The sequence below is a fragment of the Pseudomonas putida genome, assembly GCF_028682475.1.
Classification (GTDB): Bacteria; Pseudomonadota; Gammaproteobacteria; order Pseudomonadales; family Pseudomonadaceae; genus Aquipseudomonas; species Aquipseudomonas putida_AG.
Genome location: NZ_JANHLE010000033.1, coordinates 1 through 17362 on the forward strand (window position 1 = coordinate 1; position 17362 = coordinate 17362).

At 59.7% G+C, this 17362-nt stretch carries 23 protein-coding genes; 14 read left to right on the forward strand and 9 right to left on the reverse strand.

The window, feature by feature from the left end:
- Positions 1–25: 25 nt before the first annotated feature.
- Genes NPS47_RS21650 through NPS47_RS21660 form a run of 3 tightly spaced genes read right to left on the reverse strand, consistent with a single transcriptional unit; the run spans position 26 to position 1451 of the window.
- Complete coding sequence (locus NPS47_RS21650) at positions 26–268, reverse strand: pyocin S6 family toxin immunity protein (protein WP_274296812.1); 243 nt, start codon at positions 266–268, stop codon at positions 26–28.
- A 15-nt stretch (positions 269–283) separates the two neighbouring features.
- A complete protein-coding gene (locus NPS47_RS21655) occupies positions 284–1030 on the reverse strand; it encodes a colicin E3/pyocin S6 family cytotoxin (RefSeq protein ID WP_274296813.1) in 747 nt (248 codons plus the stop codon).
- Positions 1031–1046: 16 nt separating this feature from the next.
- Positions 1047–1451 carry a hypothetical protein gene (locus tag NPS47_RS21660; RefSeq protein ID WP_274296814.1) on the reverse strand — a complete coding sequence of 135 codons (405 nt, stop codon included), beginning with the start codon at positions 1449–1451 and terminating at the stop codon, positions 1047–1049.
- Positions 1452–1707: 256 nt separating this feature from the next.
- Here NPS47_RS21660 and aceK point away from each other — a divergent pair, with 256 nt between their 5' ends.
- Complete coding sequence (gene aceK / locus NPS47_RS21665) at positions 1708–3429, forward strand: bifunctional isocitrate dehydrogenase kinase/phosphatase (protein WP_274296815.1); 1722 nt, start codon at positions 1708–1710, stop codon at positions 3427–3429.
- A gap of 47 nt (positions 3430–3476) precedes the next feature.
- On the opposite strand, the gene NPS47_RS21670 is transcribed toward aceK, so the two are convergent.
- Positions 3477–4346, reverse strand: a complete 870-nt coding sequence (locus NPS47_RS21670; protein ID WP_274296816.1) for a DUF6279 family lipoprotein — start codon at positions 4344–4346, stop codon at positions 3477–3479.
- A 110-nt stretch (positions 4347–4456) separates the two neighbouring features.
- On the opposite strand from NPS47_RS21670, the gene NPS47_RS21675 reads away from it, so the two are divergent.
- Positions 4457–5293, forward strand: coding sequence for a CvfB family protein (locus tag NPS47_RS21675; protein ID WP_274296817.1), 837 nt, complete (start codon positions 4457–4459; stop codon positions 5291–5293).
- On the opposite strand, the gene NPS47_RS21680 is transcribed toward NPS47_RS21675, so the two are convergent.
- On the reverse strand, positions 5294–5677 hold the full coding sequence (locus tag NPS47_RS21680) for a hypothetical protein (protein ID WP_274296818.1): 384 nt from the start codon (positions 5675–5677) through the stop codon (positions 5294–5296).
- Between the two features lie 175 nt (positions 5678–5852).
- Here NPS47_RS21680 and NPS47_RS21685 point away from each other — a divergent pair, with 175 nt between their 5' ends.
- From NPS47_RS21685 to def, 3 genes are all read left to right on the forward strand, one after another.
- Complete coding sequence (locus NPS47_RS21685; protein WP_045187592.1) at positions 5853–6032, forward strand: CsbD family protein; 180 nt, start codon at positions 5853–5855, stop codon at positions 6030–6032.
- Between the two features lie 155 nt (positions 6033–6187).
- The gene (locus NPS47_RS21690) at positions 6188–7174 is read left to right on the forward strand and encodes a YihY/virulence factor BrkB family protein (protein ID WP_274296819.1); all 987 of its coding nucleotides are present in this window, start codon (positions 6188–6190) and stop codon (positions 7172–7174) included.
- Positions 7164–7703 carry a peptide deformylase gene (def, locus tag NPS47_RS21695; protein WP_274296820.1) on the forward strand — a complete coding sequence of 180 codons (540 nt, stop codon included), beginning with the start codon at positions 7164–7166 and terminating at the stop codon, positions 7701–7703. The genes NPS47_RS21690 and def overlap by 11 nt, the downstream gene beginning before the upstream one ends.
- Here the strand turns inward: def and NPS47_RS21700 are convergent.
- Positions 7655–8107, reverse strand: coding sequence for a GNAT family N-acetyltransferase (locus tag NPS47_RS21700; protein ID WP_274296821.1), 453 nt, complete (start codon positions 8105–8107; stop codon positions 7655–7657). The two genes, def and NPS47_RS21700, sit on opposite strands and share 49 nt — an antisense overlap.
- A 285-nt stretch (positions 8108–8392) precedes the next feature.
- On the opposite strand from NPS47_RS21700, the gene NPS47_RS21705 reads away from it, so the two are divergent.
- Positions 8393–8650 carry a DUF2790 domain-containing protein gene (locus NPS47_RS21705; protein ID WP_274296822.1) on the forward strand — a complete coding sequence of 86 codons (258 nt, stop codon included), beginning with the start codon at positions 8393–8395 and terminating at the stop codon, positions 8648–8650.
- A gap of 7 nt (positions 8651–8657) precedes the next feature.
- Here NPS47_RS21705 and ada read toward each other — a convergent pair whose 3' ends face one another.
- From ada to NPS47_RS21720, 3 genes are all read right to left on the reverse strand, one after another.
- Entirely contained in the window at positions 8658–9719 is a 1062-nt protein-coding gene (gene ada / locus NPS47_RS21710; RefSeq protein ID WP_274296823.1) for a bifunctional DNA-binding transcriptional regulator/O6-methylguanine-DNA methyltransferase Ada, read from the reverse strand.
- A gap of 142 nt (positions 9720–9861) precedes the next feature.
- Complete coding sequence (locus NPS47_RS21715) at positions 9862–10419, reverse strand: DNA-3-methyladenine glycosylase family protein (protein ID WP_274296824.1); 558 nt, start codon at positions 10417–10419, stop codon at positions 9862–9864.
- On the reverse strand, positions 10416–11762 hold the full coding sequence (locus tag NPS47_RS21720) for a PLP-dependent aminotransferase family protein (protein ID WP_274296825.1): 1347 nt from the start codon (positions 11760–11762) through the stop codon (positions 10416–10418). The genes NPS47_RS21715 and NPS47_RS21720 overlap by 4 nt, the downstream gene beginning before the upstream one ends.
- An 87-nt stretch (positions 11763–11849) precedes the next feature.
- On the opposite strand from NPS47_RS21720, the gene NPS47_RS21725 reads away from it, so the two are divergent.
- From NPS47_RS21725 to NPS47_RS21760, 8 genes are all read left to right on the forward strand, one after another.
- A complete protein-coding gene (locus NPS47_RS21725) occupies positions 11850–12803 on the forward strand; it encodes a threonine dehydratase (RefSeq protein ID WP_274296826.1) in 954 nt (317 codons plus the stop codon).
- An 87-nt stretch (positions 12804–12890) separates the two neighbouring features.
- Positions 12891–13223 carry a type II toxin-antitoxin system HicB family antitoxin gene (locus NPS47_RS21730; protein ID WP_274296827.1) on the forward strand — a complete coding sequence of 111 codons (333 nt, stop codon included), beginning with the start codon at positions 12891–12893 and terminating at the stop codon, positions 13221–13223.
- Between the two features lie 97 nt (positions 13224–13320).
- Positions 13321–13977: a LysE family translocator gene (locus NPS47_RS21735; RefSeq protein ID WP_274296828.1), complete on the forward strand. Its 657-nt coding sequence runs from the start codon at positions 13321–13323 to the stop codon at positions 13975–13977.
- A gap of 215 nt (positions 13978–14192) precedes the next feature.
- A complete protein-coding gene (locus tag NPS47_RS21740; RefSeq protein ID WP_274296829.1) occupies positions 14193–14684 on the forward strand; it encodes a GyrI-like domain-containing protein in 492 nt (163 codons plus the stop codon).
- A gap of 100 nt (positions 14685–14784) precedes the next feature.
- Positions 14785–15219, forward strand: coding sequence for a YybH family protein (locus NPS47_RS21745; protein ID WP_274296830.1), 435 nt, complete (start codon positions 14785–14787; stop codon positions 15217–15219).
- Between the two features lie 57 nt (positions 15220–15276).
- Positions 15277–15621, forward strand: a complete 345-nt coding sequence (locus tag NPS47_RS21750; RefSeq protein ID WP_274296831.1) for a YciI family protein — start codon at positions 15277–15279, stop codon at positions 15619–15621.
- A gap of 19 nt (positions 15622–15640) precedes the next feature.
- Positions 15641–16126, forward strand: a complete 486-nt coding sequence (locus tag NPS47_RS21755) for an SRPBCC family protein (protein ID WP_274296832.1) — start codon at positions 15641–15643, stop codon at positions 16124–16126.
- Positions 16126–17361: an RNA polymerase sigma factor gene (locus tag NPS47_RS21760; RefSeq protein WP_274296833.1), complete on the forward strand. Its 1236-nt coding sequence runs from the start codon at positions 16126–16128 to the stop codon at positions 17359–17361. The genes NPS47_RS21755 and NPS47_RS21760 overlap by 1 nt, the downstream gene beginning before the upstream one ends.
- Position 17362 lies beyond the last annotated feature (1 nt).

Genomic DNA, 17362 nt, shown 5'->3' on the forward strand with positions numbered 1-17362 from the left:
CCCCAGGGGAAAACTTCACAAAGCACTACGCCAAAACGCTGATGCAAATATCAAGTTCTCGCGGTATGGATCTACCAAGAATCATCTCGATTTGCGTAATTTGTGCCGTTGTAAGGTCTACAACACCCTCTTTTACACCGGCTTGAAGAGACTCCCAGCCAACTACTTCAAGCACGGCCTGATTGAACTCTGGTGCTACGTCTAATTCGAATTGCACGAATTGGTTTTCGTGGCTATCAGGGAAAAAACCTTCGATACATAAAAACATAACTGCTCCCTATGCTTACTTTGGTGTTGTTCTACCCGGCTTAGCCGGCTTTGTCTGTTCACCAGTCTCAGGGTTAAACTCACCTAAGTGCTTACCTTGTTTGTTGTAAATCTCAACGGCCCCATGCTGACTGTCCCATTCATAAATTTTTCCTGAGCTATCCACCCAACGGCGGCGCTTACCGCCACCGCCTTGGATCGAAGCTTTTTGTTTTGCCCGCCTGGCATCCGGAAAGGCCGTAAGTCCTATAGGCGCCGGGTGATAATTATGGTGACCTGGGACGCTCAGCGAAATATAAATCGGCTGTATCCGGGTATCGGGAAACCAGATAATCGCGTCTTGGTAGTCCGTCGGGTGTACGGGGTTGATCAGGATTTTATCGGCCTGCTCGGTAGGAGGGTATACCCATGTCCCCGGCTTTAATGAGACACCTTCTAGGGCAGGAATACCCAATACCCCTTTGGGGTCAGTTGCTGGGGTCCATATGACCTCTCTACCGTTCCCAAGGTTTGCAACGAGTTGCTCGCCACGCGGCTGTGCTTTAATCACGGGCACCATCTGCCACTCTGTTTTCGTCCCCGTGTAAAACCCGTATACGCTCACAGATCCATCTGGCAGGTGTTTTACATTGACTCGCACGCGGGTGTTCGCTTGATCCAGGTGCGCATACTGCTCAGACGTGTAGAACGCAGTGTCAGCCGAAATATCGTCGGGTATTAACAGGGCAGCGAATCCCACAACCGTGGAGCCAGCCAATGCCAAGGCTCCTCCTAGACGGCTAGTAAGGGCTGCTGCACTCCCTGAGCCACCAATCCATTGTAGTGGAGTGCTTCCTGCGGCCACCGCTGAGCCAGTGCCTAACACCGCAAAGGTGCCGTATTGCTTCAGTAATTCGACTGGTACAAAACCACCGGGGTTGCAGTGATCGATTATCCCATTCGGTAACGCGCAGGACTTTGCGAAAACGTACCCCCTTAAACTGCGGATTGAGCTTCTCCTCCAGTGCAGCTTGCTGTTTTTTTAGATGCGCCTCCCATCGTGCGTTGGCCTCTAGTTCGTTTTTTTTGTTGCTAGCGGCTACCGCTGCGCCGACGTCTTGGATGGCTTGGATTTCTTCCTTGGTGGGTTGCTTCCTTGGGATGGGTAAATACTCCGGGGTTTCCGGGAAACCGAGTTTCTTCATTGGTGCGCCTTGTTCGACTGGGGGAATCTCGATCAGATGCATTGCTTGAGTGATTATCACTTAAGCTGTTATGCACTGGCTGTAGGGCGATTCCCAAATGCCAAAACCGCATCGAAGTTTCTCAGTTAGTCGCTCCTTTCCCGCACTGAAACTTCCGCGTCGGTGAGATTGGCCGATACAGCCGTGTCGCCAGGCTTTCCCTGCCCACGGCGACTGGCTAAGCTCAGGCTTCGACATTCCCGCAGAGGTCTGATGTATGCCCCAGCACTGGCCGGCCGCCGCTATCGCCCGGATGATCCTCGATGGCTTCGACGATTACCGTGAGCATTTTCGCCAGATCACCATCGGCGCCCGCGCCCGCTTCGAGCAGGCTCAGTGGCAACAGACCCAGAGCGCGTCGGCGGCGCGGATCAACCTCTATGAGGAAAAGGTCAGCGAAGTCAGCGCCTGGTTGCATCAGGCGTTCGACGCCGAAGTGCTGCTGGAGGTGGCGCAGTGGCCGCTGGTCAAAAGCGCTTACATCGGCCTGATCGACCCACGTCTGGACGATGAACTGTCCGAGACCTGGTACAACTCGATCTTCTGCAGCCTGTTCAGCCATGACCTGATCAGCGATGGCTGCATGTTCATCCATACCACCCGGCCCTCGTTGCGCAGCCACGAGCGCGCGGCGCAGACGCGGACCTACTGGCCACAGGGCGGTCTGGCCAGTGTGCTGGCGCAAGTGTTCGATGATTATTGCTTCGATGTCCCCTACGGCGACCTTGCCGGCGACCTGGCCCGGCTCGAAGGGCAACTGCGCGAAAACCTGCCGGACTGGGTGTGCAAGGACCCGGCGCTGGCCGTTGAGTTGTTTACGCCGGTGTTGTACCGCAACAAAGGTGCCTACCTGGTCGGGCGCCTGTATACCCAGGATGAGCAGTGGCCGCTGGTGATCCCCTTGTTGCACCGTGAAGGCCACGGCATCGAGATCGATGCGCTGATCACCGACGAGGCCGAGGTGTCGATCATCTTTTCCTTCACCCGTTCCTATTTCATGGTCGATGTGCCGGTGCCGGCCGACTTTGTCAGCTTTCTCAAGCGCATCCTGCCGGGCAAGCACATTGCCGAGCTGTACACCTCGATCGGGTTCTACAAGCACGGCAAGTCGGAGTTCTATCGCGCGCTGATCAATCACCTGGCCAGCACCGATGACCGTTTCATTATGGCGCCGGGTGTGCGCGGCATGGTCATGAGCGTGTTCACCCTGCCGGGCTTCAATACGGTGTTCAAGATCATCAAGGACCGTTTCTCACCGTCCAAGAGCGTCGACCGCGCCACGGTGATCGAAAAGTACCGCCTGGTGAAAAGCGTTGACCGTGTCGGGCGCATGGCCGATACCCAGGAGTTTTCCGACTTCCGCTTCCCGCTGAGCAAGTTCGAGCCCGAGTGCCTGGCCGAGTTGCTGGAAGTGGCGCCTTCGACGGTGCAGGTGGAAGGCGACACCGTGCTGGTGCGCCACTGCTGGACCGAACGGAGGATGACCCCGCTCAACCTCTACCTGGAACACGCCAACGACGCCCAGGTGCGTGAGGCGCTGGAAGACTATGGCCTGGCCATCAAGCAGCTGGCGGCAGCTAACATCTTTCCCGGTGACATGCTGCTGAAGAATTTCGGTGTTACCCGCCATGGTCGGGTGGTGTTCTACGACTATGACGAAATCTGTTTTCTCACCGAGGTCAATTTTCGCTACATCCCGCCACCGCGCTACCCCGAGGACGAAATGTCCGGCGAGCCGTGGTATTCGATAGGTCCGCTCGACGTGTTTCCCGAGGAATTTCCGCCGTTCCTGTTTGCCGACAGCGGGCAGCGCCGGCTGTTCAGCCAGTTGCATGGGGAATTGTACGACGCCGATTACTGGAAGAGTCTGCAGGAGGCGATTCGCGGCGGTAAGGTGATTGATGTGTTTCCTTACCGGCGCAAGGCTCGGGAGTGTTGAAAAGCATCGCGGGGCAAGCCCGCTCCCACCGAGCCCCGAGATAAGGCCTACCCCTTCATGCACTTCAATTCACTGAAATCCTTGCGCACCTGGCTCAACTTCTGCTCCAGGTGCTGGCGCTGCTGTGTGCTGCTCTGGGCCATCAGATCGATCAGCAGGCGCCGGGCGGCCTGTTCGCTACGCTGATTGGACTGCCGATATTCCGGGGTCCACAGGCTCTCACGGTTCTTCAGCAGCTGCTCAAGACGTGGCTGAAAACTGTCGCTTTTGCGCTGTTCCATGGCCTCACTGAAATGCGCCTGCCAGTTCGCCCGGTTGGCGATTGACTGACGGTTCTGCTCCCCCAGACCTTGCGACCAGGTCATGATGCGCAGCTGCTGTTGCGGACTTAGCTCGCCCAGCCAGGGGGTCAAACGTTTTTCCATGCGCTCGGCCCGCGCCTCAATCTGCCGGGCCAGGGGCGTTTTGACGAATTTTTCCTGACGCTCGCGAATATCTTCAGCAAAGGCCTGACGCATCTCGCGCACCTGTTCATCGTCCATGGCCCGGAGCAATTGCGCCGCAGAGGGCGTGATCTGCTCCGCAACCTTGGCAATGGCCTGTTTGGCCTCTTGTGTGCGGACTTGCAGCTGCTGATCGGTGACCTGGCCGCTGGCGACCATCTGTCGGACTTCATCGATCCAGGTCAGGTACCCCGGCAGTTGTGTACGGCAATGCCAGGCCAGCTGTTGTTTGAGGTGTTGGTTGAGCCAGGCTTTTTGCTGGCGGTTCATGTTCAGGTAGTCGTTGAGCGACCAGGGCACCAGCACGTCAAGGTTGCGGTAGGCGAGGTCAATGCGGCTGCAGGCTACGGCCAGCAGGGCAGGCACGAGCAGGAACAGGCAGGGGCGCAGGTACTTGCACAGGCAGGCGTACATGAGCGAATCCTTGCGGTGGCGTGCTTGTCTTTATAGAACAGCATGGCTCATTGCGGTTCCTTTTGCCGGTTGGGTGTAGAATGCCGACCTCGCAAAGAGGATTTCCGGAAATGGCTTTAGTTGGGCGTTACAACAGTTTGCAAATCGTGAAACACACGGACTTCGGCCTGTACCTGGACGGCGGCGCGGATGGCGAAATCCTCCTGCCTAACCGCTACATTCCCAAGGACACGCCCACTGAGGTCGAAGACTGGCTGAACGTCTTCGTCTACCTGGACAGCGAAGACAAGCTGATCGCAACCACCGAAAAGACCAAACTGCAGGTCGGTGAGTTCGCCAGCCTCAAGGTCAAGGAAATCAACAGCATCGGCATCTTCCTTGACTGGGGCCTGCCCAAGGACCTGTTGATGCCGTACTCCGAAGAAAAGCGCCAGATGAAGGCCGGCGAGTACTGCGTGGTGCATGCCTACCTGGACAAGCGCACCCGCCGCATCACCGCTACCGCGCGTCTGGACCGCTACCTGGACAAGGTGCCGGCGACCTACAAGGTCGGCCAGGAGGTTGATCTGCTGGTGGCCGAAGAAACCCCGATGGGCTTCAAGGCGATCATCAACAACAAGCACTGGGGCTTGATCCACAAGAACGAGGTGTTCAAGTTCCTGCGTTCGGGCAAGCAGGAGAAGGGTTACATCAAGGAGCTGCGCAGCGACGGCAAGATTGCCCTGAGCTTGCAGCCGATCGGTCAGGACCTGGCCAACAGCCTGAATGACAAGATCCTCGCCAAGCTCAAGGACGCCAACGGCGTGCTGCCGGTCAGCGACAAGAGCGACCCGCAGCTGATCAGCGACATGTTCGGGGTCAGCAAGGGCAACTTCAAGAAGGCCATCGGCGCCTTGTACAAGGATGGCCGCATCGTCATCCACGCTGACCGCATCGAACTGCTCTGATCAGGCCTGGCGAAAGCCTGCAAAGCTCAGGTTTTCGCCACCTGGGCGCAGGTCCTGGAGCAGTGAGTCGCGGTCCGCGCTCAGTGCCAGGCTGATGGTCGAGCGCCGCTTGCCGGGGTGGCGCACTTCCATCTTCTCCAGATGCGCCTTGAGGTAGTTCACCGGTACCTTCAGGTGCTGCAGCTCGTCGGTTTCGGGCGTGTACAACAGCAGGTTGACCCAGTCGGCAGCCCCTTTGCGCAGTACCAGCTTCACCGGCACATCGAACCACCACAGGCTGCGCTTGCTGTCGAGCACGGCGAACAGGGTGTTGTCGCTGGAAAGCACCGGTTTTTCCAGCTCCAGGTTGCGACGGGCGATGGCGGCGGGTTTGTCGAGTTTCATGCAGGTTCCTACGGGTGACGCTTGAAAGGTCGACTATTGTGCTGGCAACGCGGCGAAACATAAAGCGGCGCCGTGATGATCCGGGTGCGACAAATAATTGAAACTCCTGAACACGGCCATCGGTCCACTGACTGTCGAGGCTGACAGCCCGTTTTTCCCCTTCAGGAGAACTCCCATGAGTGGCACCAAAGATAAAGTCAAAGGCATGGCCAACGAAGCGGTTGGTAACATCAAGCAAGGTGTTGGCAAAGCAACCGACAATGAACGTCTGCGCGCAGAGGGCGAGTTGCAAGAGCGCAAAGGTGAAGCCCAGCAAGTGGTTGGCAAGGTCAAGGATGCATTGAAAAAGCCTTGATTGATGCCGGCATGGTTACATAGCGGCCACCCTGGGTGGCCGTTGTGCTATCTGCAGCAATCAATAGCAACTTTGGAGCGATCGTCGTTTAGACTTCAGGGCAGACCTTAGTGAGGAATCATGCTCATGACCTTCGAGCGGCGAAAGGAGACGCTATGATCTTGCCCGACCTGCGCGGCTTGCCGTTGCATCGCGTGTTGGTGCGCACCGTCAAGGAGTTTCTCGATGACGAGATGTCTACCTATGCCTCGGCACTGGCTTACCAGATGCTGTTCTCGCTGTTTCCCTTCCTGCTGTTCCTGATTGCGCTGATCGGCTTTTTGCACCTGCCGGACTTTTTCTCCTGGCTGCGCCTGCAGTCGGAGCTGGTTTTGCCGCCCCAGGCCCTGGAGCAGGTGAATCCGGTGATCGACCAGTTGCAGCAGTCCAAGGGTGGCCTGCTCTCGGTAGGTATCGTTATCGCCTTGTGGACGGCATCGGCGGGCGTGCGCTTGATGATGAGCGCGATGAACGCGGCCTACGATGTGGTCGAGGGCCGCCCGGTGTGGAAGCGCATTCCCTTGTCGGTGATCTATACCGTGGGCATCGCCGGGATGTTGCTGGCCACCGCAGCCTTGATGGTGCTGGGGCCGCAGGTCATGGAATGGATTGCTTCGCAGATCGGCATGCAGGAGTTCATTGTCACGGTGTGGACGGTATTGCGCTGGCCGGCGATCATTATTTTGATGATGATGGCGGTGGCGTTGATCTATTACGTGATGCCGGATGTTAAACAGGAGTTCCGCTTTATCACCCCCGGTTCGGTGCTGGCGGTGGTGGTGTGGATTCTCGCTTCGTTGGCCTTTGGTTATTACGTGAAGACCTTCGCCGACTATAATGCAATGTATGGCAGTATCGGTGCGATCATTGTCCTGCTCCTGTATTTCTATATTTCAGCCGCGGTTTTGTTATTGGGCGCGGAGATGAACGCGGTGATCGAGCATATGTCTACCGAAGGTAAGAATCCGGGCGAAAAGCAGGCAGGTGGCACGCCCCACGAACATGATAAAAAGCATGTTTCCGGGTTGGGCCGCGATCATTCGCTCGACCACCCGGCCACGCCGGAAGGTGAACCCATGAGCCGTACAACCCATGATTCGTGACATCCTGAAAATGGGCGACGAGCGCTTGCTGCGCATCGCCCCAGCGGTACCGCAGCACCTGATCGGCAGTGCCGAGCTTGAGCAGTTGATTGCCGACATGTTCGAGACCATGCGCCATGTCGGCGGCGTTGGCCTGGCCGCGCCGCAGATCGGGGTTGACCTGCAGCTGGTGATCTTCGGATTCGAGCGCAGCGAACGCTATCCGGATGCCGAGCCGGTGCCACAGACCATCCTGCTCAATCCGCTGATCACGCCGGTGGGCACCGAAGTCGAAGACGGCTGGGAAGGGTGTCTATCGGTGCCAGGCCTGCGCGGTGTGGTACCGCGTTTTCGCTGTATTCGTTATCAGGGTATCGACCCGCAAGGCCAGGTGATCGATCGGCTGGCGGAGGGCTTTCATGCACGGGTGGTGCAGCATGAATGCGATCACCTGATCGGGCGGCTGTACCCTTCGCGGATTCATGACTTCAACAAATTCGGTTACACCGAGGTGTTGTTTCCCGGGCTTGATCCTGCCGGTGACGACTGAGCAAGGGCCATTGCCATTAGCGACTTGCTGCGCTGGTAACGCGCCAGGCGCTCGGCCAGCGCAGCCGGCAGTTCGCTGCAGGGGCTGAAACCTTGACGCTGGTAGAAGGGCACGAGGTCGGGATGGCAGAACAGCCAGGTCATACCTTCAGTGCTCTTTACCGCGGTCTTGATCAAGCGCCGGGCAATCTGTTGCCCTCTCCAGCGTTCAGCCACCCATAACCCGGTCAGCCAATACCCGCCTGGTACCGGCGTGAGGCACAACGCCGCGACGATCTGCTCCACGCGGGCGACCCAAAGTTGACCTTGAGCGGCCGCACGCATGGACGAGCCCTGGTCTTTGTAGAATTTATTCAGCAATGGCCGTTCAGGTTCGGTCAGCAGGCCGTAGCGTAAGGTGGTCATGAAAATCGTCCAGCAGCAGCTCTGGTCCGGGCTTTTACACCCAGCGGGGCGGTATGTCGAGAGTGAAAATTCAGCGCTATTGTTACGGATTCGGTAACAGTGAATGTTAGGTTCAGGGATTTAACCGTCTTGGGCAACTTGTAAACTATGTTTGTCTCCACAAAAAATAACGGTGGGACCGGTACTTCGTGTTATGTCCTTAGTGTCTGATGTAACAACTTCTCCGCGCCGCTGTTGGCCAATGAAGTCAATCGATTAGTTTGATTGCTTTGCAGGCTTATTATTATGAAAAGTTTACTTGTGCTTGCCCTTTTTGGTGTTTCTTCTTTTGCCCTGGCTGATGAAATTAATACTGCCAGTGCTCAGCCAGTCGTTCAGCAGTACGATTACTCGACCAATCTGGATATTGCCAAAGTTATCAGTTTGTCGACTATTCCGAATGTCTGTGAAGTGGTGCCAGCGACCATGGTCTACGAAGATCACCAAGGTCAACGCCATACCCTTGAGTACCGTGCCATGGGCAGCGGTTGCACCAACGGTTGATCCCGCCTTATCGGCGCTCGCGCTCCAGTAGCTGACGTTTGCGCTCAACGCCCCAACGGTAGCCCGAGAGGTTGCCGTCGCTACGCACCACCCGGTGACAGGGAATGGCCACGGCCAGGGCGTTGGCCGCACAGGCCTGGGCCACGGCGCGCACGGCTTTGGGCGAACCAATCCGCTGCGCGATCTCGGCATAGCTGGCGGTTGTTCCCGCCGGAATTGTCCGCAAGGCTTGCCAGACCCGCTCCTGGAAGGCGGTACCGCGCAGGTCCAGCGGCAAATCCAGGCCAATTCCCGGTACTTCGATCAATCCCACCACCCGGGCTACCAGCGTTTCGAACTCGGCGTCGCCACCGAGCAAGTCAGCCTTGGGGAATTTGTCCTGCAAGTCGTGCAGTAATGCCTGTGGGTCATCGCCGAGGAGGATTGCGCAGATCCCGCGTTCGCTTTGTGCCACCAGGATCGCGCCCAGTGAACATTGGCCGATGGCAAAACGTATCGCCGTGTTGGCGCCGCCATTGCGATAGGACCCCGGGGTCATGCCCAGGCGTGCATTGCTGGATTCGTAAAAACGGCTGTTGGAATTGAAGCCGGCCTCGTACAGGGCATCGGTGATGGTGCTGGCGTGCTGCAACTGATTGCGCACCTTGCTGGCTCGATGGGCCGAAGCATAGGCCTTGGGCGTTACCCCGGTGATGGTCTTGAACACCCGATGAAAGTGGAACGGGCTCATGTTCAACTGCCCGGCCAGCTGATTGAGGCTGGGCGCCGACTCGGCGCTCTCGATCAACTGGCAGGCACGGGTGACCTGCGCCCGATGCTGTTCGGCCATCAGCGTCTGGTCCGCCGCCCGCCGTTTGCTCGGGCGATAGCCGGCGGCTTCGGCTTGTGCCGGGGTGTCAAAGAACTCGACGTTGTCGATGCGCGGCAGGCGTGAGGTGCTGCTGGGCCGGCAGTACACACCGGTGGTGCGCACGGCATAGACAAATTCCCGGTCGGCGGCCGGGTCGCGGGCCAGGATCGCTTGCCAGCGCGGGTCGTTTTCACTGATGCGGGGTTTGTCGTGGCGCATGCCGGAAATCTCTTGTCGAGTAATGATGGACTCAGGTTAAGGCAAGCATCAGCGCAGAAAACTCCGGGTCTTGCGTTCAAACTCGCGGATTAGGCACCCGCCACAGGTACCAGGCGGCAATGGTCCGGTATGGGCGCCAGGCCTAACCGAGTTCAATCATCTGGCGGCGCGTGGGCTGGTCGTCCAGGCCTTGTAGACGACGGTAGCCCTCGCGCACGCCAAAGTCATCGGCGGGCAGGATGTCCATGCGCTCCAGGGTGTAGATCAGCAGCATCTCCACGGTCCAGCGGCCGACACCACGCAAACTCACCAGGCGCTCGATCAGTTGTTCATCATCCAGTGCCAGCGCCTGTTCGTGGTCTGGCACCAAACCGTCCTGACGGGCCTTGGCGATGCCTTGAATAGTGGTCAGCTTGCTGGCGGAAAAACCACAGGCGCGCAGTTGTTCGGGCGCAGTGGCCAGTACCTGCTCAGGGCTCGGAAAGTCGCAGCCCGGATACAGCGCCAGAAAGCGCCCGAGAATGGCGTCGCCGGCTTTCACATGCAGTTGCTGGTAGGCAATGGCGCGCACCAGCGCCTGATACGGGTCACGCTCGGGGCGCGGCTGATGCAGGCAGGGACCGATGGCCTGAACATGCGCGGCCCACTTGGGATCAAGCGCGGCGAGAAATTGCTCGGCCTGGTTGAACAAACTACTCATGGTCTCTCCATGGCGTGGGCCACGCGCTCCAGTGCCTGTTTCAGTTGTGCCCGGCCGCTGGCGGCAGACAAACTGATGCGAACAGCCGCCAGGTCGCCCTGTTTTACCGCAAAAACTTCAGCCGGAACCACCTCGACCGCGTTGGCCCGGCAACGCTGCACCAGGGTTTGTGCCGGCACCGCAGAGCTTACCCAGATGTGCGGCGAGGGGTTCTGGCCGTAAATCCGCTCACTACCGAGGATCCGGCGTGCCAGGCGCCAGCGCTGTTCGACTTCTGCGCGTTGCCAGGCCAGCCGTCGGCTTGCAGTGCCGTCGCTGATCCAGCGGCAGGCAATCTGCAGGTTCAGCGGCGATACCTGCCAGTGGGTCGCCTGCGCATGCGGATCGATCCTGGCCAGCAGCAGCGGGTCAGCGACGATCCAGCCCAAGCGCAAGCCGGCTGCAACGGTTTTCGACAGGCTGCTGATCAGTATTCCCTGTTGCCCGAGCAACGGCCACAAAGGGGGCTGGTCGGTCAGCGCACCGTACACGTCGTCTTCGATCAGTAGCAGGCCGTGGCGATGTACTACTTCGGCAACGGCCTGCTGGCGTTCGTGGCTCATGCACGCACCGGTAGGGTTTTGCAGGCTGGGCGTGAGCACCACCACCCGTGCGCCGGTTGCGCGGGCGACGCGGTCGAGGTCGTCGGGGAGGATACCCTGGTGGTCCAGGGCAATCCCGTGCAGGGGCAGGCGCAGCTGGCGGCAGGCGGCCTTGATGCCGGGGGCCGTCAGGCTTTCGACCAGTACCGGGTCACCTGCCTGGCACAGCGACAGCAGCAGACTGAACAGGCCTTGCTGGGCACCGCCGCAGAGCAGCACCTGGCTGGCGCTCACCTGCAAACCCCGGTTGGCCAGCCAGGCAGCCCCTTGCACGCGGGCCAGCAGCAGTGCGTCGGCACTCAGGTAATGCTCCAGACTGCGCACTTCGCCTTCCTGCAGCAGGGTCTGCAACGTGCGTTCGATGTCGTGGTTGTCAGGGTCTATCACTGGCACGTTGGTCGACAAATCGATCAGGCTGGGCTGTGCAGTTTTCTGTTTCAGTTGAAACAGCGTGGCTTCATTGCTGCCGGCCAGCACGTAGGTGCCACGCCCGACTTCACCGCTGACCAGGTGCCGGGCCGCCGCTTCTCGGTAAGCCTGCTGAGTGGTGCTGGGATTGAGGCCCAGGGCCCAGGCCAGGCGCCGTTGCGGCGGCAGACGCGCACCGACCTGCAGTTCGCCGCGCTCGATGGCTTGGGCAATGGCATCGACCAGCGCCAGGTAGCGGGGTTGCCCGGTGTCAGGCAGGGTAGGGGTCCACATTTATTGTTGGCCATGCAATATAAGGTTGTACCCATACAATGGCCCGGCGCTAGGATCAGGTCAAACCCACTGCTGCCGAGGTGTTCCATGTTCGACCTGACTGACCTGCGTGAGGCTGCCCGTCTGGTGCATGCCAGTGTGCCCGCCACGGCTCAATATGCCTGGCCACGGCTGGCCGAGCGGTTGGGCTGCGAAGTCTGGGTCAAGCACGAGAACCATGCGCCAACCGGTGCCTTCAAGGTGCGCGGCGGTTTGCTCTACGTGCAATGGTTGCTGGCGCAAAAGCCGCAGGTGCGTGGTTTGGTCACCGCTACCCGTGGCAATCACGGGCAGAGTATGGCCCTGGCGGCGCGCAACGCCGGCCTGCCGATCATCATCGTGGTGCCGCAAGGCAACTCGCGGGAGAAGAACGCGGCGATGCGCGCCCAGGGCGCGGAGTTGATCGAATACGGCGCCGATTTCGATCAGTCCCGTGAGGAAGCCGCGCGTCAGGCGCAGTTGCATGACTATGAAATGGTGCCGTCTTTCCACCCGCAACTGGTGCGCGGCGTGGCCACTTATGCCCTGGAGTTGCTCGAAGCGGTTGCGGATCTCGATTGTGTGTATGTACCCATCGGCATGGGCTCGGGTATCTGTGGGCTGATTCAGGCCCGCAACCTGCTGGGCCTGCGTACCGAAATCGTTGGCGTGGTGTCGAGCGCCGCCGATGCCTTTGCCTTGAGCGTCGAACAAGGCCGCATCGTCACCACCGCCACGGCCCATACCTTTGCCGATGGCATGGCCTGCCGCATGCCGGTGCCGGAAGCCTTCGCGATCATCCGTGAGCATGCGGCACGGATCGTCAGGGTCAGCGACGAGGAGATTGCCGAGGCCATACGCATCTACCACGAAGACACTCACAACACCGCCGAAGGTGCCGGCGCTGCGGGGCTGGCGGCGTTGATTCAGGAACGTGATCGCCAGCGCGGGCGCAAGGTGGCGGTGGTGCTCAGTGGCGCCAATATCGATCGTGAGCGGTATGCGCAGGTGTTGGCGGGGTGACTGAAAAATCCTGAATTGATCGTCTGGAAAAAGTGCTATCAGGATTTGATAGCATTTTTTTTGACGATCCCAAGAGTTTTACTTCCTATGAATGCAATCAGTTACAAGGGCTATAGCGCTCGAATCGAGTACGACCCGCGCGATGATATTTTTGTCGGCCGGGTATTGGGGGTACGAGACATCATCAGCTTTCACGCCAGTTCGGTCAGTCAGTTGCATGAAGCATTTCACCTGGCATTGGACGATTATCTGGCCGATTGTGCCGAGCGCGGTGTGACGCCCGAGCGGCCTGCCTCCGGCAAAGTCATGTTGCGCATACGCCCCGAAGTCCATGCCGCTGCGACCATCGCCGCACAGTCGGCGGGCAAGAGTCTGAACCAGTGGGCGGATGAAGTGTTCGAGCGCGCGGCTCAGGTATAACGGGTTTGTCTTCGGGCCAGGGCAATTTCTTCCAATACAGCCGCGCTGATTCCCGCTTTAATAGCGCCTGCCTTCAACGCTGCCCATGGAATGCCCTATGCCTTTTTCCAACGGATTTCTCCTCAGTCTCTCCCTGTGCCTGGATATCGGTATCGCCAATATCGCCATGATCACCCTGGCCATGCAGCGCGGGTTTCTTCAGGGCTTCTGGCTGGGGTTGGGCACCTGTGTGGGTGATCTTGTGTACGCGGTGGCGGCGCTGGCCGGAATGACCGTGCTGCTGCAGTTCGAAAGCGTGCGCTGGGTGTTGTGGCTGGGCGGTTCAGTGTTGCTGGTGTGGTTCGCAGTGAAAATGCTGCTGGCCGCATGGCGCGGGGACGGCCATGTGCAACCCGGCGAAGTGGTGGTGGAGTCGTCCTGGCGCGAGTTTCTGCGCGGGATCTTCCTGGCCATGTCTTCACCCAGCGCGATTCTCTGGTTTGCGGCTGTGGGCGGTGTGCTGATTTCACGTTCCGGCGGCGGCAGCTTGATGGAGGCCGGCCTGTTTCTGTCCGGTTTCTTCGCCGCAGGGCTGCTCTGGTGCCTGTCGTTGTGCCTGATCGCCAGTCATGGCGGGCGCTTGCTGGGTGATCGCCTGTTGACCTGGTCCTACCTGCTCTCGGCGGCGATTTTCTGCTACTTCGCGGTCTATGTGATTGTCTCCGGTTACCGTGAATTCATCCTCGCCGTGCCAGCGGCCACAGCGGGTCTATAATCAGTCGGGGTACCCATGTGCAGGTGCCGTCAGGCCGGAGGATCTTCGAGATGAAAGGTCTTGATGCGAAAAAAATGGCCAAGAAAAAGCCCCTGAAAACCGCTGAAGAAAAACGTGCGGCCAAACGCGCAAAGCGTTCGGCAGGCAGTGGTTTTCTCCCATGACAATGACCCGGAGCCCCGCAAGGGGCTCCGTGTTCAAATAAGGCAAAGGATATGTCTAGCCCGACTCAAGCTGGAGTCCAGCCCGTACGCTTTGAGCAGGTTGATGCCTTCACCATCGCCGGTATCGGTGGTCGCTTCTCGCAATCCACCCTCGGTGAAATTCCTCAGCTTTGGCAACGCTTCGAACCGCACATCGGCAAGGTGCCGGGACAAGTCGGCGAGCATACCTACGGCGTTTGCTGCAACGCCGACGGTAAAGGCCATTTTGACTACATTGCTGGTGTGCAGGTGGCGGGGGTAAGGGTTTTGCCAGCCGGCTTCCAGCAGGTCGAACTCCAGCCCCAGCGCTACGCCGTGTTCGAGCACCACGGTAGCCTCGATAACCTCAAGGCTACGTTCCAGGCCATCTGGCACGACTGGTTGCCGCAATCGGGCGAACAGGCTGCCCAGGCACCGGAGTTCGAACGCTATGGCAAGGACTTCGATCCTTTTGCCAGCCACAGTGTGATGGAAATCTGGCTGCCGCTGGACTACGAAAAATAATCCACGGCGGCTGTCGAATCCCTGCGTCCTCATTCGACCATTTGTGAACGCGCCGATTCGCTCGGCGCCTGACTGTTGTCGAATCGTAGAGGACACGACCATGAGCAGCGCCGCCGAAAACGAAGTCCGTCAACTCATCGAACGCTGGATTCCAGCCGTTCGCGCCCGCGATATCCCCGCCATCACTGCACCTTATGCCGACGACATCGTCGCCTTCGATGCCGTCAAGGCGCTGCAGTTCAAAGGCAAGGCAGCCTATCGGGATCACTGGCAAGCCTGCATGGAACACTGCCCTGGCGACATGATCTTCGAGATGGAGCAGCTGCAGATTCATGCCACGCCAGACCTGGCGCTGGCCCACTGGCTCAATCGCTGCGGTCCGGCCAGCGAGGAGGGCGGTGAGGACAAAAGCTGCTACATGCGCGTAACCGCAGGCTACAAACGTATCGACGGGCAATGGAAGGTCATTCATGAGCATTGGTCGGCGCCATTCGACATGGAAACCGGTGCCGCCCTGTTCTCGCTCAAACCTTGAGCTGAGAGCGCCGAGGATTATGCCGAATTGCACTTTGCATCTGCTGTGGAGATGACGATGAAATACCTTTGCCTGGTCTATTGTGAAGAGAGTCTGTTGCACAGCTTGCCCGACAGCCCTGCGGATGCCGAGTGCATGGCCTATGCCGAGTCGATCCAGGGCAGCGGCCGGATGCTCGCCGCCGAGGCGCTCAAGCCGGTGCAGACAGCCACCACCGTGCGTGTTCGCGGTGGTCACATGAGCCTGACTGATGGGCCTTTTGCCGAGACCAAGGAACAGCTGGCCGGCTTCTATCTGGTCGATGCCCGCGACCTGAACGAAGCCCTGAACATTGCCAAGGGAATACCTGCCGCCAGGGTCGGCAGCGTCGAAGTGAGGCCGATCCGCGAGCTCCAACCCTGAGACGCAGGAGAACAATAAGATGAGCCTTCACCCCCCAGGTGATTCGCAGTACGAGCTGTCCTTGAGCCGCGTGATCGATGCACCGCGCAGCAAGGTGTTCCGGGCCTGGACCGAGCCCGATCTGCTGGCGCAATGGTGGGGGCCCAACGGCATGACCACGCCCTTGTGCGAAATGCAGTTGTGGGTAGGAGGATTGTTCCGCACGGTGATGCAGGCCCCGGATGGCACCGAATACCCGAACCAGGGGGTGTTTCTGGAGATCGTCCCGCCGGAGCGGATTGTCTTCACCGATGCCTTCGGGCCGGGCTGGGTGCCGTCGAACAAGGCATTCATGACCGTGGTGGTGACCTTCGAGGCGCTTCAGGGCAAAACCAAGTACACCGCGCGCGCGTTGCACTGGAATGCCGCCGATTGCCTGGCCCATGAAGAGATGGGTTTTCATCGCGGCTGGGGTGAAAGCCTGGATCGCCTGGTGGCGCTGGTGACCACGCAGATGCCGGGCTGATGGCGACGCCGGTTCAAGTGCAGGCCGAGGTCGAGACGGTCTATAAGCATGAGTCGCGCCGGATCCTGGCGACGCTGATTCGCTTGCTGGGTGATTTCGACCTGGCCGAAGAGGCTATGCACGAAGCGTTTTTCGTCGCCGTTGAACGCTGGCAACGCGATGGCATTCCTGCCAACCCGCGGGCCTGGCTGGTGTCCACCGGGCGCTTCAAAGCCATTGACGGGCTACGGCGGCGGGCGCGTTTCGACCGCTCGCAGACGCAGTTGATGATGGCGCTGGAGGCCCGGCAGGAGGATGAAGTGAACGACCAGGAGCTGGAAGATGATCGCCTGCGCCTGATCTTCACCTGTTGTCACCCGGCGCTGGCAGCCGATGCCCAGGTGCCGCTGACCCTGCGGGAAGTCTGTGACCTGACCACAGAGGAAATCGCCCGGGCTTTTTTGCAGAGCCCGGCGACCATTGCCCAGCGCATCGTGCGCGCCAAGGCCAAGATCCGCGATGCGCGGATTCCCTATCAGGTGCCGTCCCTGGCGGAATTGCCTGAACGTCTGGACAGCGTGTTGCGGGTCATTTACCTGGTGTTCAACGAGGGCTATTCGGCGTCATCGGGTGACCACCTGATGCGCAATGATCTGAGTGATGAAGCGATCCGCCTGGGGCGGCTGTTGCAGCAGTTGCTACCTGATCCGGAAGTGCTGGGCTTGCTGGCGTTGATGTTGTTGCAGGCATCGCGACAGGCGGCGCGCAGCGATGAGCATGGCGATTTGATTTTGCTGGATGAACAGGACCGCAGTTTGTGGAACCGCGCGTTGATCGCCGAGGGCAGCCAGCTGGTGCGCCAGGCGCTGCGCAGTCAGCAGTTCGGGGTGTACAGCTTGCAGGCCGCGATTGCCGCGGTGCATGCCGAAGCGGCCAGTGCCGAGCAGACCGACTGGGAAGAAATCGTCGGGTTGTACGATGTGCTGCTGCGCGGTTGGCCTTCGCCGGTGGTCGAGCTCAATCGCGCCGCGGCCCTGGCGCGTCGTGACGGGCCGCTGGCAGGGTTGCTGGCGGTGGAGGCGATTCTGGCGCGGGGACAGTTGCAGGATTACCACCTGGCCCACAGCGCCCGCGCCGAACTGTGCCGGCAACTGGGGCGCCTGGATCAGGCCCGTGACGCTTACCGCACCGCCCTGGGCCTGACCTCACAAGGTGCCGAGCGGCGCTTTATCGAGCGCCGCCTGAGCCAGTTGTGAG

Coding starts and splice junctions, on each gene's coding strand:
- NPS47_RS21650 (WP_274296812.1), bottom strand. CDS start 268: ATGTTTTTATGTATCGAAGGTTTTTTCCCTGATAGCCACGAAAACCAA.
- NPS47_RS21660 (WP_274296814.1), bottom strand. CDS start 1,451: ATGAAGAAACTCGGTTTCCCGGAAACCCCGGAGTATTTACCCATCCCA.
- aceK (WP_274296815.1), top strand. CDS start 1,708: ATGCCCCAGCACTGGCCGGCCGCCGCTATCGCCCGGATGATCCTCGAT.
- NPS47_RS21670 (WP_274296816.1), bottom strand. CDS start 4,346: ATGTACGCCTGCCTGTGCAAGTACCTGCGCCCCTGCCTGTTCCTGCTC.
- NPS47_RS21675 (WP_274296817.1), top strand. CDS start 4,457: ATGGCTTTAGTTGGGCGTTACAACAGTTTGCAAATCGTGAAACACACG.
- NPS47_RS21680 (WP_274296818.1), bottom strand. CDS start 5,677: ATGAAACTCGACAAACCCGCCGCCATCGCCCGTCGCAACCTGGAGCTG.
- NPS47_RS21685 (WP_045187592.1), top strand. CDS start 5,853: ATGAGTGGCACCAAAGATAAAGTCAAAGGCATGGCCAACGAAGCGGTT.
- NPS47_RS21690 (WP_274296819.1), top strand. CDS start 6,188: ATGATCTTGCCCGACCTGCGCGGCTTGCCGTTGCATCGCGTGTTGGTG.
- def (WP_274296820.1), top strand. CDS start 7,164: ATGATTCGTGACATCCTGAAAATGGGCGACGAGCGCTTGCTGCGCATC.
- NPS47_RS21700 (WP_274296821.1), bottom strand. CDS start 8,107: ATGACCACCTTACGCTACGGCCTGCTGACCGAACCTGAACGGCCATTG.
- NPS47_RS21705 (WP_274296822.1), top strand. CDS start 8,393: ATGAAAAGTTTACTTGTGCTTGCCCTTTTTGGTGTTTCTTCTTTTGCC.
- ada (WP_274296823.1), bottom strand. CDS start 9,719: ATGCGCCACGACAAACCCCGCATCAGTGAAAACGACCCGCGCTGGCAA.
- NPS47_RS21715 (WP_274296824.1), bottom strand. CDS start 10,419: ATGAGTAGTTTGTTCAACCAGGCCGAGCAATTTCTCGCCGCGCTTGAT.
- NPS47_RS21720 (WP_274296825.1), bottom strand. CDS start 11,762: ATGTGGACCCCTACCCTGCCTGACACCGGGCAACCCCGCTACCTGGCG.
- NPS47_RS21725 (WP_274296826.1), top strand. CDS start 11,850: ATGTTCGACCTGACTGACCTGCGTGAGGCTGCCCGTCTGGTGCATGCC.
- NPS47_RS21730 (WP_274296827.1), top strand. CDS start 12,891: ATGAATGCAATCAGTTACAAGGGCTATAGCGCTCGAATCGAGTACGAC.
- NPS47_RS21735 (WP_274296828.1), top strand. CDS start 13,321: ATGCCTTTTTCCAACGGATTTCTCCTCAGTCTCTCCCTGTGCCTGGAT.
- NPS47_RS21740 (WP_274296829.1), top strand. CDS start 14,193: ATGTCTAGCCCGACTCAAGCTGGAGTCCAGCCCGTACGCTTTGAGCAG.
- NPS47_RS21745 (WP_274296830.1), top strand. CDS start 14,785: ATGAGCAGCGCCGCCGAAAACGAAGTCCGTCAACTCATCGAACGCTGG.
- NPS47_RS21750 (WP_274296831.1), top strand. CDS start 15,277: ATGAAATACCTTTGCCTGGTCTATTGTGAAGAGAGTCTGTTGCACAGC.
- NPS47_RS21755 (WP_274296832.1), top strand. CDS start 15,641: ATGAGCCTTCACCCCCCAGGTGATTCGCAGTACGAGCTGTCCTTGAGC.
- NPS47_RS21760 (WP_274296833.1), top strand. CDS start 16,126: ATGGCGACGCCGGTTCAAGTGCAGGCCGAGGTCGAGACGGTCTATAAG.